At 76.5% G+C, this 15,071-nt stretch carries 13 protein-coding genes; 12 read left to right on the forward strand and 1 reads right to left on the reverse strand.

Annotated features, from left to right (window positions below):
- Positions 1–31 precede the first annotated feature (31 nt).
- The 11 genes from ABT048_RS34495 to ABT048_RS34545 all read left to right on the forward strand — a co-directional run bounded on the left by ABT048_RS34495 (position 32) and on the right by ABT048_RS34545 (position 11,868).
- Complete coding sequence (locus ABT048_RS34495) at positions 32–910, forward strand: SAF domain-containing protein (RefSeq protein ID WP_350525540.1); 879 nt, start codon at positions 32–34, stop codon at positions 908–910.
- Positions 910–2,250 carry a CpaE-like family protein gene (locus ABT048_RS34500; RefSeq protein WP_350525541.1) on the forward strand — a complete coding sequence of 447 codons (1,341 nt, stop codon included), beginning with the start codon at positions 910–912 and terminating at the stop codon, positions 2,248–2,250. Before ABT048_RS34495 ends, ABT048_RS34500 begins: the two co-directional genes overlap by 1 nt.
- The gene (locus ABT048_RS34505) at positions 2,240–3,850 is read left to right on the forward strand and encodes a TadA family conjugal transfer-associated ATPase (RefSeq protein ID WP_350525542.1); all 1,611 of its coding nucleotides are present in this window, start codon (positions 2,240–2,242) and stop codon (positions 3,848–3,850) included. The genes ABT048_RS34500 and ABT048_RS34505 overlap by 11 nt, the downstream gene beginning before the upstream one ends.
- Complete coding sequence (locus ABT048_RS34510) at positions 3,850–4,812, forward strand: type II secretion system F family protein (RefSeq protein WP_350525543.1); 963 nt, start codon at positions 3,850–3,852, stop codon at positions 4,810–4,812. Before ABT048_RS34505 ends, ABT048_RS34510 begins: the two co-directional genes overlap by 1 nt.
- Positions 4,809–5,687, forward strand: a complete 879-nt coding sequence (locus ABT048_RS34515) for a hypothetical protein (RefSeq protein WP_350525544.1) — start codon at positions 4,809–4,811, stop codon at positions 5,685–5,687. Before ABT048_RS34510 ends, ABT048_RS34515 begins: the two co-directional genes overlap by 4 nt.
- A gap of 47 nt (positions 5,688–5,734) precedes the next feature.
- Positions 5,735–6,031, forward strand: a complete 297-nt coding sequence (locus ABT048_RS34520; RefSeq protein ID WP_350525545.1) for a hypothetical protein — start codon at positions 5,735–5,737, stop codon at positions 6,029–6,031.
- Between the two features lie 32 nt (positions 6,032–6,063).
- Positions 6,064–6,438: a TadE/TadG family type IV pilus assembly protein gene (locus ABT048_RS34525; protein WP_350525546.1), complete on the forward strand. Its 375-nt coding sequence runs from the start codon at positions 6,064–6,066 to the stop codon at positions 6,436–6,438.
- Positions 6,435–6,902, forward strand: a complete 468-nt coding sequence (locus ABT048_RS34530) for a TadE/TadG family type IV pilus assembly protein (protein ID WP_350525547.1) — start codon at positions 6,435–6,437, stop codon at positions 6,900–6,902. The genes ABT048_RS34525 and ABT048_RS34530 overlap by 4 nt, the downstream gene beginning before the upstream one ends.
- Positions 6,903–7,062: 160 nt before the next feature.
- Positions 7,063–7,512, forward strand: a complete 450-nt coding sequence (locus ABT048_RS34535; protein ID WP_350525548.1) for a hypothetical protein — start codon at positions 7,063–7,065, stop codon at positions 7,510–7,512.
- Positions 7,512–11,636 carry a LysM peptidoglycan-binding domain-containing protein gene (locus ABT048_RS34540; RefSeq protein ID WP_350525549.1) on the forward strand — a complete coding sequence of 1,375 codons (4,125 nt, stop codon included), beginning with the start codon at positions 7,512–7,514 and terminating at the stop codon, positions 11,634–11,636. Before ABT048_RS34535 ends, ABT048_RS34540 begins: the two co-directional genes overlap by 1 nt.
- Before the next feature lie 94 nt (positions 11,637–11,730).
- Positions 11,731–11,868 carry a hypothetical protein gene (locus ABT048_RS34545; RefSeq protein ID WP_350525550.1) on the forward strand — a complete coding sequence of 46 codons (138 nt, stop codon included), beginning with the start codon at positions 11,731–11,733 and terminating at the stop codon, positions 11,866–11,868.
- 61 nt (positions 11,869–11,929) lie between these two features.
- On the opposite strand, the gene ABT048_RS34550 is transcribed toward ABT048_RS34545, so the two are convergent.
- The gene (locus ABT048_RS34550) at positions 11,930–12,439 is read right to left on the reverse strand and encodes an HAD domain-containing protein (RefSeq protein WP_350525551.1); all 510 of its coding nucleotides are present in this window, start codon (positions 12,437–12,439) and stop codon (positions 11,930–11,932) included.
- Between the two features lie 530 nt (positions 12,440–12,969).
- Here ABT048_RS34550 and ABT048_RS34555 point away from each other — a divergent pair.
- Positions 12,970–14,961: a hypothetical protein gene (locus ABT048_RS34555; protein WP_350525552.1), complete on the forward strand. Its 1,992-nt coding sequence runs from the start codon at positions 12,970–12,972 to the stop codon at positions 14,959–14,961.
- Positions 14,962–15,071: the final 110 nt, after the last annotated feature.

A 15,071-nucleotide genomic window follows, 5' to 3' on the forward strand; every position in this document is an offset into this window, starting at 1 on the left:
CCGGCAACGAACGAGGGAAGGGCGGAACCCGGTGGAGAACCGTACATTCGCGACGCCGGGATCCGGCACACCCACGGCCGCCGGGGCGTCCGTGGCGCTCCCGGAGCAGCAGGAGCAGGGCGGCGCTCAGGGCAAGGGCCGGGGGCGGGCGGCACCGCACGCGCCCGCGCGGACCATGCGGGCGAGGCGGCGCCGCCCTGCGGTGCTGGCGATGGCGGTCGCGCTGATCGCGGCCGGCGGGCTGGGCGGGGCCGTCCTCTACAACAGCACCGGTCAGCGGGTCGCGGTGCTCGCTCTCGCCCGGGACGTGCCGTGGGGCCAGGTGATCACCGAGGACGACCTGGTGGTCGCCCGGATCGCGGGTGACCCGGCGCTGCACCCGGTGTCGGCCCAGGACCGCGCGAAGGCGATCGGCATGCGCGCCGCCACCGACCTCAAGCGCGGCGCCATGCTCACCAGCGGGGACCTCGCCCAGGGCCTCACCGTGCAGCCCGGGCAGATCGTGGTCGGCGTGTCGGCCAAGCGCAGTCAACTGCCCGCCAGCCGGCTCCAGCCGGGGGTGCAGCTGGTCGTGGTGTTCACGCCCGACAACGGCCGGGCCGACTCGCTGCCCGCGACGGTGATCACCGTCGGCCGGGTGGACACCGACGGCAGCCAGGTGATCGACGTCGCGGTCGGCACGGCCGACGGGCCACGGCTGGCGCAGTGGGTGGCGAGCGGCCGGATCCAGGTGCTGCTGGCTCCGCGCGGCACTGCGACCGGTGGCGCCGCGGCCGGTGGTGCCGCGACCGGTGGTGCCGCGCCGAGCCCGGCGCCGAGCGGCGCACCCGCCGCGGGCGCGCCTTCCGCCGGTGCGCCGGCCGCGGGTGTGCCTTCCACCGGAGCCCCGAGCGCGACCGGGGGCGCCTGATGGCGGTGATCGCGGTGGTCGGCGGCCCGGGCGCGCCCGGCGCGACCACGACCGCGCTGGCGCTGCTGCTGGCCTGGCCGCTCCAGCCCGGTCGGCGGATCCTGCTGGTCGAGGCCGACCCGGACGGCGGCGCCGTGCTCGCGGGCGCCCTGGAGGGCCGGGTCGAGGCGGTGTACGGGCTGCGCAACCTGGCCGTCGCCGACCGTCGCGGGCTGCTCGCGCAGACCATCTGGGAGCAGCTGATCGACCTCTCGCCCGACGGCGACGCCGAACGCCTGCTGCTGCCCGGGCTGACCGACCCCACCCAGGCCCCCGGCCTCGCCTACACCTGGGAGCCGCTCGTCGAGCTGCTGCACGGCATCGAACAGCAGGGCTACGACGTCATCGTGGACCTCGGCCGTTCCGGCGCCACCGGCGCGAGCGCGGTGCTGGCCCGCCGGGCGGACGTGGTGGCGGTGACGGTGCGGACCACGCTGCGCGGGCTGAGCGCCGTCCGGCCCCGGCTGTCCGCCCTCGTCGAGGACCTCGCCTCCGGCGGCACCGGGTCGGACGCGCTCGGGCTGATGCTGGTCGCCGAGGGGCCGTACACCCGGGCGGAGGTGTCGCGCGAACTCGGGCTGCCGGTGCTCGGCGTCCTGCCGCACGCCACCCGGACCGCCAAGGTGCTCTCCGACGGCGGCGACACCACCGACCGGCGGTTCATCCGTTCCGAGCTGATGCGCACGGCGCGGTCGGCGGCGGACGAGGTGCAGCTGCTGGTCCGGCGCAGACGGCAGCGGCTCGCGCCGAGTCCCGCCCCCGGGTCGGTGCCGGGGCAGGCACCCGCCCGGCCGGTGGCGCCCGCTCCGGCGGCGGGTGCGCCGGCGGCCGCGGCGCCGACACCGGTGGTGCCCGCGCCGTCGGTGCCGGCCCGGCCGATGCCGACACCCACCCCGGTCACGTACGGCCAGACCGCGTACGGGCAGGGCGGGTACGGCCAGGCGGGCTCCGGGCAGTCGGCCTACGCGCAGCCCGCCCACGGCGCGACGGCGTACGGCTCGACGGCGTACGGCCAGGCCGGGTACGGGCAGTCGCCCTACGGCCCCGGGGAGGCCGAGCCGCCGTCGTACACGCCGCCGCAGCCGGTCCCGCCGGTGATCACCACCGGTCCGGTGGCCCCGCTGGCCGGGTTGGCGCCGCAGCCGGCCGCTCCGGCGCCGTTCCCGGCGCACGTCCAGTCGCCCGATCCGGCCGAGCCCGACGACCAGTACCCGCTTCAGCAACCGATGGTGACGGATGGTCAGGTGCAGGTGAACGGGCAGTACCCGCACAACCCCGGGGAGGTGCTCCGTGCGCGGTAGCCCCCTGCACCAGCACCCCGCGGCCGACCCGGCCGCACTGCCCTGGGCCACGCCGACGTCCGCGCCTGCGCCCACGCCGACGCCCACGCCGACGCCGACGGCCGCGCCGATGCCGCAGCCCGTCGTGCCGGGCCCGGTCGCTCCCGGCGCGGCCGCGCCCACCGCCGTCCCCTCCCAGCTGCCCTCGCTGGACGTGCGCGGCGCCGCCACCCGGCCGGCCGTCGACCCGCAGGTCGCCCGGGAGCTCAAACGCCAGGTCGCGGCCGAACTGCACCAGCAGATCAGCAGGTTGACCGCCACCTCCGGCTCCGAGCCGGACCGCGCCACCCGCCGCCAGCGCGGCCGGGCGCTGATCGAGGAGTCCGTCGCCCGCTGGTCCGACGCCTACGCGCAGACCCACGGCATCCCGCCCACCCGGGAGCAGGACCGCGCCCTCGCCGAGGCCGTCTTCGACCTGCTCTTCCGGGCCGGGCGGCTCCAGCCCTACCTGGACGACCCGGAGATCGAGAACATCCTGATCAACGGCTGCGACGACGTCTGGGTCTCCAAGGTGCACCAACCCCTGCGCCAGGTCCCGCCGGTGGCCGACAGCGACGCCGAACTCGTCGAGCTGCTGCAGGACCTGGCCCGCCAGCACGGCGGCGGCGAGCGCAGCCTGTCCACCGCAAGCCCGACCCTCGCGCTCCGGCTTGAGGGCGGCATGCGCCTGCAGGCGCTCACCGAGGTCACGCCCCGCCCCTACGTGGCGATCCGGCGCCACCGGGTGGCCTCCGCGACGCTGCCAGAGATGGTCGAACTCGGCACCCTGGACGGCACCTTGGCCGCCTTCCTGGCCGCCGCGATCCGGGCCCGGAAGAACGTGATGATCACCGGCACCCAGGGCGTCGGCAAGACCAGCCTGCTGCGCGCCATGGCCGCCGAGATCCCGCCGGACGAGCGGATCGGCACCCTGGAGTCGGAGTTCGAGCTCTGGCTGCACACCCTCGGCCACCTGCGCCAGGTCGTCCCGATGGAGGCCCGCGAGGGCAACGGCGAACGCGTCGAGGGGCGGCTCGCCGGGGAGTTGACGATCGGCGACCTCATCCCGGCCGCGCTGCGCATGACGCTCTCGCGCATCATCGTCGGCGAGGTCCGCTCCGGCGAGGTCGTCCCGATGCTCCGCGTGATGACCAACGGCGAGGGCGGCTCGATGTGCACCCTGCACGCCCGCGGCCCGCACATGGTGGTGGACCGCATCGCCGAACTCTGCCTGGAGTACGGCTCGCACATGACCGACTCGCTCGCCTACCGGCTCACCGCCAACGCCCTGGACCTCATCGTGCACGTCAGCATGGTCGACGAGACCGCCGTCGGCGGCCGACGGCACCGCTTCGTCTCCCACGTCCTGGAGGTCACCGGCCTCGGCGAGAGTGGCCGGCCCGCACTGAACACCGTCTTCGGGCCCCGGCCGGACCTCGGTGAGCCGCGGGCCGTCCCGCACACCCCGCCGCAGTGCCTGGACGACCTGCGCCGGGCCGGCTTCGACGCCGGCCTGCTCGGTTCCCGGTACGGGAGTTGGGCCACCCCGCTGCAGCTGCGGATCGGCGGTGGCGCGCGGTGATGCTGCTGTTCGCCCTGTGCGGGCTGGCGGTCGCGGGCGGCCTGGTCGCCCTGGTGGCCTGGGCCCGCGGCAGCGAGCCCGCCGACGAGGACACCGCCGGGCGGCCCAACCCGCTCGCCGGGCGCGCCCACGTCTTCTGGTACGGCGCCCCCGGGGCGGCCCCGGCCCGGATGGTGCGGCTGCGCCGGGTCCAGCTGCCGCTCGCGCTCGTCGGCGCGCCGCTGGCCTGGCTGTTCACCGGCATCCCGCTGACCGCGCTGCTGGTGCCGCTGGCCGTCTTCGGCCTGCCCTGGCTGTTCGACACCACCCGCCCGGACACCCACCGGATCGAGCGCCTGGAGGCGCTGTCCGAGTGGACCCAGCGGATCGCCGACGTGCTGCTGCTCGGCGTCGGCCTCAACCAGGCCATCGTCACCAGCCGCCGCACCGCCCCCGCCGCCCTGGAGGACGAGGTCGGCGAGCTCGCGGCCCGGCTGCAGGCCCGCTGGCGGCCCGAGGAGGCGCTGCACGCCTTCGCCGACAGCCTGGCCGACGCCACCGCCGACAAGGTGCTCGCCGCGCTCGTGCTGCGGGCCGGGGACAGCGGCCCCGGCCTGGCCCGCACGCTGTCCGACATGGCCGACTCGGTCCGCGAGGAGGTCCGCCAGCGCCGCGCCATCGAGGCGGACCGGGCCAAACACCGGACCACCATCCGCTGGCTGGTCGGCATCATCGTGCTGGTCGTCACCATCGGGTCCTTCAACACCGAGTACACCCGGCCGTACGGCACCTTCCTCGGCCAGCTGGTCCTGGCCGTGGTCGCCGCCCTGTTCGTGGCGATCATCGCCTGGATGCGGGCGCTGGCCTCCCACCCGCCGGTGCCCCGGCTGCTGACGCCGGACCGGCGCAGCAGGAGCGGGCGGGGCACGGGCGCACCGGCGCGCGAGCAGGAGCCGACCGAGCAGCTCGGGGAGGTCCGGTGATCTCCCCCTGGTCCGTGCTGGCCGGCGCCGTCGCGGCCGGCGGCCTCGCCCTGCTGGTGGCCGAACTGCGGCCGGCACCCCCGGACCTGCGCCAGGCGCTGGACCGGTTGCACGCCGTACCCGCGGACCGCGCGCAGGACCCGGACGAACGTCCGCGCTGGTACGACCGGATCGGCGAGCGGTCCGTCCGGCTGCGCGGGGTCTCCGTCCCGCGCCGCGAACTCGCCCTGATCGGTCGCACCCCGGCCCGGTTCATGGTGCACAAGCTGCTGTTCGCCGCGCTCGGCCTGGTGCTGCCCGCCTACCTCGGCGCGATGGCCGTGCTGATGGACATCGGCCTGCCCTTCGCGTTGCCGCTGGTCGTCGGGCCGCTGCTGGCCGGCCTGCTGTGGTTCGTCCCGGACGCCGTCGTGCGCGGCGAGGCCAAGGAGGCGCGTACCGAGTACCTGCACGGCATCGCCGCCTACCTGGAGCTCGTCGCGCTGGAGCGGGCCGCCGACTGCGGCCCCGCCGAGGCGCTGCGCCGGGCCGCTTCGGTCGGCCGGGGCGTGGTGTTCCGGCGGATCCGCGACGCCCTGGAGCGCGCGGCCACCGACCGGCTCCCGCCGTGGGCCGGACTCGACGCGCTGGCCGAGGAGTTGGGCCTCACCCCGCTGCAGGACGTGGCCGACATCATGCGGCTGTCCGGCACCGACGGCGCCGCCGTGTACGACACCCTGCGGGCCCGCGCCAAGGGCCTGCGCGGCGAACTGCTCGCCGAGGACCTCGCCAGGGCCAACGCCGACAGCGAGCGGATGGTCGCGCCGGGGGCCGCCCTGACGCTGCTGATGACCGTCCTGATCGTCTTTCCCGCGCTCCACCAGATGCTCAACTGAACGATCAGCCCAGCAGCTGACACCACACCACATACCGGGAGAACCCGATGTACGTTCGACTCGCCGACCTGGCAGGCCGGGTGCTGCGACCCGCGCTGCTGCCCGTGCAGTTCGCCCTGCTGCTGTTCACACTGCGGCTGGGCCGGCTACGGGCCGCCCGCGCGCGCGGCGACCGCGGCGCCATCAGCATCGAACTCGCCCTCGCCATCATCGCGTTGGTCTTCGTGGCGGGCGCCGTCGCGACCGCGCTCTACCTGCTGAAGGACAAGGTCGTCCAGAAGGTCCAGCAGGACCCGAACATGCCGGGCGGCGCCGGCGGCGCGGGCGGGGCCACCAAGGGATGAAGCGTCCGGTCCGTCGTGGCGACCAGGGGTCGATGAGCGTCAGTCTCGCCATCGTCTTCCCGGTCGTCCTGCTGCTCCTGCTGATCACCGTCCAGGCCGGGCTGATCTGGTTCGACCGGCAGGTCGCGCTCACCGCGGCCCGCGAGGGCGTGGACGCCGGGCGGGTGCAGGGGAACGCGACGGACGAGCAGAAGAACGCCGCGGCGGTGCGGCAGGCCCGGGACTTCCTGGAGCGGCAGGGGGCGCACGGGTACGAGGTGAGGACCGACGGCAGCTCGGCCACCACCATCCGCGTCACCGTCGAGCTGACGCCGCCGCTGCTGATACCCGGGCTCTCGGCGCCCGTCATCCGGCAGTTCGCCGAGGCGCCGCGGGAGCGCTTCGTACCGCCGGTGGTGAAGCCGTGAGCCGGGGGTTCCCGGCACTGCGCCGGTGGCGACGGCTGCGCCGGGACGGGGGCGGGGTCGCGATCGAGGCGGCGATCGTCGCCCCGGCGGTGGTCGGGCTGATCCTGGTGGCCGTCGCCGCCGGGCGGGTGCAGACCGCGGCCGGCACCGTCGAGGCCGCCGCCCGCGCCGGAGCCCGGACCGCCTCGCTGCAGCGCGATCCGACCGCGGCGCAGACGCAGGCGCAGGCCAAGGACTCCGCCCTGGCGACGCTGGGCCAGCAGGGCGTGGTCTGCCGGAACCAGGACGTGCACGTCGAGGACGGGCAGCTGAAGCTGCCGGACGGCACCGTCCGGACCGTCAAGGTCACGGTGGTCTGTGACGTCGAACTGGCCGACCTGATCGGCGGACCGTCCGGGGTACCCGTGACGAAGCACCTCGTCGGAGAGTTCACCTCGGTGGTGGACCGTTACCGGGGCGCATGAGGGCGCGCGCCGCCACCACCGGGAAAACGGGGGATTGGAGGCGGCCCGCGCGGGGGAGACGCAAGCGGAGAGCGCTCGGGGGATGACACAACGGTACCGAGTGGCGCCCGGTGGGGGCCGGTGGGGAGAGGGACGTGCGGATCGGGGGGAGGGGATGCGGGTGTTGAGCCGTCTGCGGCGAGCCCTGCGGGCGCGACGGTCCGACCGGGGCGCGGTGGCCCTCTTCGTCGCGATCTGCGCGGCCTACGTCGTGCTCGTCATCGCCCTGGTGATCGACGCGGGTGGCCGACTGCGGGTCGCCGAGCGCACCGACGCCTACGCCCAGGAGGCCGCGCGGGTCGGCGGACAGCAGCTCGACCAGGCCGCCGTGCTGCAGGGAAAGGGCTTCAAGGTCCAGGAGCAGTACGTGCGGGACGCCGCCGACGCCTACCTCGGCCTGTACGGCCTGCGGGCCGGCGGCATCGAGTTCTCCGGCGACGGCAAGGTCGTCACCGTCACCGTGCAGGCCGACTACCGGCCGGTCCTGCTGGGCGCCCTCGGGGAGCGGAAGGTAACGGGCAGGGGCAGTGCGACCCTCGTCCACGGAGTCGAGAAAGCGGAGACCGACTGATGGCCGCGCCACGTGCCAAGGACCAGGCCCGAACCGCCCAGGACCAGGCCCGAACCGCCCGGGCCCGCAACGGCCGGGCCGGGGCCGCACATCGAGGCGGCGGGGGCGCGCGACGGCCCGGCGCCCCGGCGCCCCGACCGCCGCGCGGACGCGGCCGCGGGGGTGCCCTGCTCACGGCGCTCGCCGCGCTGGTCACCCTGCTCGTCCTGCTGTTCGGCGTTCCCGCGCTGCTGCTCTACGGCACCCACGCGGTCGCCGGGATGGGCGAGGTCGCGCCGGGCGGCGTGGGCGAGGCGCTCACCAGTCCGGACGACGGACGGCTGTTCCTGTGGGCGCTGGTGGTGGTCGGCTGGCTCGCCTGGGCGTGCTTCGCGTTCTCCGTGCTGCTGGAGATCCCCGCCCAGCTGCGCGGCCGGATCGCCCGCCGGATCCCGGCGTTCGGCTGGAGCCAGCGGCTCGCGGCCGGACTGGTCGGCTCGGTGCTCGCCCTGCTGCCGGTGGCCGGTTCGGCCTTCGCGGCCGTCCCCGAAGTGGCCCACACCCCCGCCGTCCAGGCCCAGTTGACCCCCGGCGTGCAGCGCGCCGCGCTCCCCGCCGTGCAGTCCGCACCCGCGCTCGCGCCCGCCGCCGAGCAACAGCCCACCTACACCGTGCGGGACAGCCGGCCGGCCGACAGTCTGTGGTCCATCGCCGAGCGCCAACTGGGCTCGGGAGAACGGTGGGTGGAGATCGCCAAGCTCAACGACGGCCGGGCGATGGACGATTCGGGCAACCGCTTCGACGCCGACCGGCCGATCCAGCCCGGCTGGGAACTGCTGATGCCGACGGACGCCAAGCCGGACGAGGCGAAGAGCCCGGCGCCGGCGCCCGCCCCGTCGGGCGGCGCTCCCCAGGGGGCTGCGCAGGGCGCTCCGCAGGCGACGTCACCGCAGGCCGGCACGGAACCGGGTGCGGGCTCGAACGGGCAGCGGACCGTCACCGTGCAGTCCGGGGACAGCCTGTCCGCCATCGCCCAGCGGGAGTTGGGGGACGGCGAGGAGTGGCCGAAGCTCTTCGAGGCGAACAAGGGGGTGCAGGCGCCGGACGGGGAGCAGCTGACCGACCCGGACGTGGTGGTGCCGGGGATGGTGCTCACGGTGCCGGGGGCAGCCGCCACACCGGCGCCCGCGCCTGCTCCTGCTCCTGCCCCTGTGCCCGCTCCGGCGCCCGCCCCGGCTCCGGCTCCTGCTCCTGCTCCTGCGCCCGCCCCGGCTCCGGCTCCTGCTCCTGCTCCTGCGCCCGCCCCGGCTCCGGCTCCTGCTCCTGCTCCTGCTCCTGCGCCCGCGCCTTCGCAGGGCGCGCCGCAGTCGGCCCCGGCGCCGACGCACGCGCCGCCCACCCACGCGCCGGCCCCCGCCGCACACGCCGACCCGGCCCCCAGCGACGACTACACCATCGCCCTCACGGCCTCCACCGTCGGCGTCCTGCTCGCCGCCATCATGATCGGCACCGTCGCCCACAAGCGCGGCACCCAGCAGCGCGCCCGCCGCCCCCGGCACCGCATCGCGATGCCCGCCGCCGAGGCCGCCGCCTTCGAGAACGAGCTGATGGCCCGGCAGGACCAGGCCGGGCTGGAACTGCTGGACCGCGCCCTGCGCACCCTGGCCCGCAACACCGTGCGCGGCGGCAAGCGCCTGCCCGCCATCGTCGCCGCCCGGATCACCCCCGGCCATACCGTCGAGCTGCACCTGTCCGGCCCCGCCACCCCGATCGCGCCGTTCCGCGCCGCGCACGCCGCCAACGTCTGGTGGTGCAGCGCCGACTCCGGCGACATGCTGAGCCCCGCGCAGGCCCGCAAGACCGCCGCGCCGTACCCCGCGCTGGTCACCCTCGGCACCTCACCCGACGGCTCGGTGGTCCTCGCCGACCTGGAGGCCGTCCGACTGCTCCACCTCTCCGGCCACCCGGACGACGCCCGCGACGTGCTGCGCGCCCTCGCCGTCGAGCTCGCCCACAGCCCGCTCGCCGACCGGCTCCACCTGCACCTGGTCGACCTCGCCGAGGAGGTGCCGATCAGCGGCCCGGCCGCCGAACGCGTGCACCGCCACCCCACTCTGGAGGCGGCGCTCGCCGCCCTCGGCCCGCGCACCGCCAAGGCCCGCGCCACCCTGGTCGCCGCCGAGGCCGCCAGCCCGCGCGACGCCCGCAGCCGGGGCCAGGCCGACGAGTCGTGGACCCCCGAGATCGTGCTCTGCGCCCAACAGCCCGGCGGCGAGATCCCCGCCGAACTCGGCCGGCTGCTCGACGCCCGCCCGCGCACCTGCGTCGCCGTCATCACCCGGGCCCCGGAGCGCGGCACCGGCCCGGTGGCCCGCTGGACGCTGCCCACCGCCGGCCAGGCCGCCATCCCCGGCCTGCACCTCACCGTCGAGCTGCAGCGGTTCAGCGGACGGCAGTACGACCAGGTCGCCGAGCTGCTCCGGGCCGCCGACGACACCACCCAGCACCCCGCCCCGGCCTGGACCCTGGACGGCCCTGAGGACACCGACACCACCGAACTGCCCGCCGCCGTACCGGTGCTGGCCGCCGTCGGGGCCTCGGGCGGTGCGGACGAGAGCGGTACGGACGCGGCCGCCGGCCCGCGGCTGCTCGCCCGGGTCATCGGCACCGGCGCCAGCCCGTTCGCGGGCACGGACCCGGTGACGCCCGCTCCGGCGCCGCTGCCGGCCGGCGCGTCGGGCGGCGCGTCGGGCGGGCCGGCTTCGGGTGGTGCGTCGCGCGGTACGGCGTCCGGCGGTACGGCGTCCGGCGGTGCGGCGTCGGGCGGTGCGGTTCCCGGCGGGTCGAGTGCGGTTCCGGCCGGACCGGCCCGGTTCGCCGTCAACGGGCAGGGGCGGCACGCCGCGGGCGACGAAGCCACCCGGGATCTGCGCCGGCCGAGCGTGTCCGAGGTCGATGGGGCCGAGGAGGCCGCCGCGGGTGCCGCCGACGGTGCCGCCGGCGGTGCCGCGGAGGCCGTGGACACCCCGACGGCCGTGCTCGCCGTCGTGCCGGTGGTTCCGGTGGTTCCGGTGGTGCCGAAGCCGGGCCCGGGCGAGGAGTCGGTGCCGGCTGCGGAGCCGACCGCCGAGGTCGAGGCCGAGGCGGAGGTCGAGGCCGGCGTCGAGGCCGATGACGAAGCCGGGGCCGGAACCCCGGTGGGGACGGTGGTGACGGCGGGGACCGGGGACACCCGAGCCGTCGCCCCCGAGCCCGCCGTGGAGTCCGGGCCGGCGGCCGAGCCCGGTCCCGCAGCCGTCGCCCCCGTCGCCCGGACCACCCCCGGCCGCAGCGACAGCGACGACCTGCTCGCCATCCTGCGCTCCCCGGAGGCGCACGCCCAACGCAACGCGCCGCGGATCCGGCTGCTCGGCCCGGTGGACGTCGCCGGGGTGCTCGGCACCGCCGAGGCCGGCGCGCTGCCCCGGCTCACCGAACTCGCCGTCTACCTCGCGCTGCGCCCCGGCTCCGACCACCACGCCCTCGACCACGACCTGCACCCCGGCGCCGCGCACCTCGATCCGCACCCCACCACGGCCGACGCGAAGAGTCCGCTGCCGGACAAACTGGCCGACCTGGCCGCCTGGTTCGGCACCTCGCCCGAAGGCCGCGCCTTCCTGCCCACCGACACCACCGAGGGCTACTCCTTCGCCCCGGCGGTCACCTGCGACTGGGACGAGTTCCGCAGTCTCTACCGGCGCGGCATGCGCAGCACCAGTGCCACCGCCGATGCCGCCCTGGCCCACGCACTCGCCCTGGTCCGCGGTGCCCCGTTCGCCGAGGCCCCGCCCGCCTCGTACGGCTGGGCCGAGGCCGAGCGCCAGGACATGATCGCGGCGATCGTCGACACCGCCCACGAACTGGCCGCCCGCCGCCTGCAGTACGGCGACCACCGCAGCGCCGAGGCGGCCGTCTTCCGCGGCCTCGCGGTGGCCCCGGACGTCGAACTCCTGCACCGGGACCTCTTCTACGCCTACGCCTCGGCCGGCGCCCGCGACCAGCTGCTGCGCGCCGTCAACCGGCTGGACGCCCTCAGCCGCCGCACCGGCCGCGACCTCGACGCCGACACCGTCGCCCTGCTGCGGGACCTGCTCGCCGGGTCCTGAGGGCTGGCGTCAGGGCAGGGCCGTCCCCGGCCGCGTGGCATCCGTCGTTGCCGGGCGGGCGGGGTCGCGGGCGTCGGTCGTGGAGCGGGGGGCGGTGCGCGACGTGGCCGCTCCGGCCGAACCCGAACTCAAGGAGCGGGAAGCCGAGTTCGACGAAGCGGTGGCGGCGGTGCCGGCGGTCGTCGCGTCCGGCGCGGATCGTCTCGCGGTCGGGCTGCGCACGCCGCCGTAGCCGACCGATCGGCGGTTCGTGTCCGGACTTCGCGTGCGGATCCCATGCTCGGATCCGGTGTTCAGGTGGTGCGCAGCCAGGTGCCCAGGGCGGTGAAGTCCTCCTCGGTGAGGCCGCGTTGGGGGTCCACCCGGTGGAGGAGCGTGCGGGCGGGGGAGTGGGCCGCGACCCAGCGGCGGTCCGCCTCGGTGATCTCGTCGTCCACCCAGGCGAACGGACGGCCGGCGGCCCAGGCCACCAGCGTGCGGGTCTTCCAGTGCACCCCGCCCGGCTCGTCCTCCTCCTCCACCGGCCAGTCCACGACGGGCAGTTGCGGCAGCCCCAGCCACGGAGCCAGGCAGTGGTTGGCGTCCGCCAGCCAGGTCGTCGCCCACACCGGTTCGCACGGCAGGCTGAGCAGGCGCGGCCCCAGTGCGGGGTCGACGCGGGCCACCAACGGGTTCCCGCCAGTGGCCGTGCCGGATCCGTACGGGCTGCGGTAGGTGGGGTAGCCGCCCGGGGGCGGGGCGCCGAAGGGGATCAGCGGTCCGTCCACGTCGAGGAAGAGCAACGGGCGGTCGGTACCGGTCATGACGGCACGATAGCGGCCGGCGCGGGGGCCGTGGCGCGCCGATCGGCCACCCGGCCTGGATCGGGTGCGGCGGGATCTCGTAGGGTGGCGGCGCACGGAGTGTGGTGGCTGGCACCATGCAGGCAAGGGCATCAGACGCCGCGGGAGCGGCGGGGCGGGGCGGTGACCAGGAGATGGCGGAGACGACAGCGGTTTCCGGAGGCCCCGACCCGACTGCGGACTCGGGCCCCTGGGACGCCGTACCGCCGCCGGGCCCGCGCCTCCCGTCCGAGGAGCACCCGCCCGGGCCCGCGGCGCTCTACGAGCCGCCGCCCGCGCCCCCGGCCGTACCGGCTCAGATGCCTGCTCCGGTACCCGCTGCCGTGCCTCCGGCGGTGCCTGCTGCCGCGTCTGCTCCGCTCGTGCCGCAGCAGCCCGCGCAGGTGCCGGCGCCTCCGGTTGCGCCGCCTGCCGCACCTCCCGCCGCGCCGCCCGTCCCGCCGACCGGCTGGACGCTCACCGGACTGCCGGCCGCAGGGTCGGCGTCCCCGGTGACGCCGCCTCCGTTCCCGGCCGCGGGCGGTGCACCGAGTGGCCTGCCGGGCGCGGCCGCCGCCGCTGCCGGGGGGCTCGGGGCCGCGCCGCGCGGACGGATCCTGGTGATCGAGGGCGGGTACGGCAACTCCGGGCGCCGCACCTGGGGCCGGGGCGGACCGGCCCAGGCGCCGGTGCTCTCCGCGATGCTCGCCGCGGTCTCCCCGCAGGTGCTGCTCGCGGCCGACGCGGTGGACGCCGTCCACCTCCCGGGCGCCAGCGACCCGCACACCGTCCTCGCCCACCTGCGTGCCGCCTCCCGGCACCCCGGGCCGCTGCTGGTGCACGTGGGCGGCCACGTGGTCGCCGACAAGCGGGGCGGCCAGTTGCAGCTGACGCTGCGCGACGCCAAGCAGGACGGCCTGCCCTGGCAGGCCATCGCCGCCGAACTGAGCCACCGTCCGGCCGAGTGGCAGACCCTGGTCATCGCCGACCTGAGCGCCGACCAGAACGCCTGGCCGTACCTCCAGGGCACCGTCTCGCCGCTCAGCGAGGGCATTCCGCTGTGGGCCGTGGTCAGCCCGGACGCGGAGCAGATCGGCACCTTCACCCGCGCGCTGATCGAGGCGCTGCACGGTGGCCGGCCCGGTGCGGGCGAGGTGCTCGCGCCCGAGCAGCTGCGGCAGCAGGTGTACTCGGTGCTGCGGCCGGACGTCGTCATCCTGGCCACGCACACCCCGGACCGCCCGGTCTTCCGCAACACCGCGCGGCGCGGCGACGGCCCGTCGGTCGACCTGCCGCAGGTGCCGGACCCGGTGCGGGCCGCGGACCGGGGTGCGGACGCGGTGCCCGCGGAGTTTCCGCAGCCCCCGGCACCGTCGCTGCCGCGCCCCGCGCGGCCGCAGGACGGCGTCGCCGCGCCGCCGGTGCCGGCCCCTGCCGCCGCTCCGGTGGGCGTCGGCGGCCCGGTGAGCCTGGTCAAGCCGGGCGTGCCGCCCACCCCGCCCCGGCCGGCCCGCCCGGTCAGCCTGCTGAAGGCGGGCGGGTCCTCGGAGTCTGCCGGGTCTTCTGAGCCCTCCGAGTCTTCCGGAGCCTCCGAGCCCTTCGAACCGGCCGGGTCCTCCCGGACCGACGTGGTGGCGTCGGGCGTGACCCTGCGCAAGCCCGCCCCGGCCGACGCCGCGCCCGTAGGCACCCTGCCCCCGGCGGGCGTCACGCTCCACAAGGGCCGGCCGGAGGCTGCGGACGCCGCCGCCGAGGCCGAACTCCCCTCGGTGGAGGACGCGGTGGCGACCGCGGAGGCCGTGGAGTCGGCCGGGGACACCGATGTCGCCGTCGTCGTGGAAACGGTGACGGAGGAGACGCCCGAGACCGAGCAGACCGACGACGTGGCTGCGGACGCCGTGCCCGCTGACGCCGTGCCCGCTGACGAGGTGCCTGCCGACGCCGTTCCGCAGGATGCCGTTCTGCAGGACGAGGCGCCGCAGGACGAGGTGCCGGCCGATGCTCCGCCCGCGCCGGCGGAGGCCCCCGCCGAGGCGCCGGCCCCGGCCGAAGCCGCTGCCGACGGCCGGCCGCGTCCGGACTACCGCGAGGTCATCGGGCGGATCGTCCGCAGCGCCGACGCCGGGGACCACGCCGCCGCGACGGACCTGGCCTTCGCCCTCGAACTGGAGGCCATCGCCGAGCACGGCGCCGTCTCCGAGCCGGTGCTCCAGGTGCGCCAGGTCCGCGCACACGTGTGCCGGCTCGCGGGCCGACCGGCCGAGGCCGCGGACATCTACCGCGAAGTGGCCCTGACGCTGCTCCGCTCGCAGGGCCCGGACCACCCGGAGACCCAGCAGGCGGCCACCAACGCTGAGGCCTGCTGGCGATCGATCACCGACCGTGCGGAGGCCATCCGCATCGCCCCGGAGATCATCGAGCTGCGCGCCTACCTTCCGGGCCCGGAGGGCCGCAAGCTCCGTGCCGCCGAGCGCTACCTCGCCCAGCTGGCCGCCACCGGCTGACGGGCGACGGGCGACGGGAGCCGGGAAGCGGCGCACCGAAGTCGGCGCACAGCAGACAGCAGACAGCAGACAGAAAACAGCGGACAGCTGACAGATTTCGAAATCTGTCA

The organism is Kitasatospora sp. NPDC096140 (assembly GCF_040303045.1).
GTDB lineage: Bacteria > Actinomycetota > Actinomycetes > Streptomycetales > Streptomycetaceae > Kitasatospora.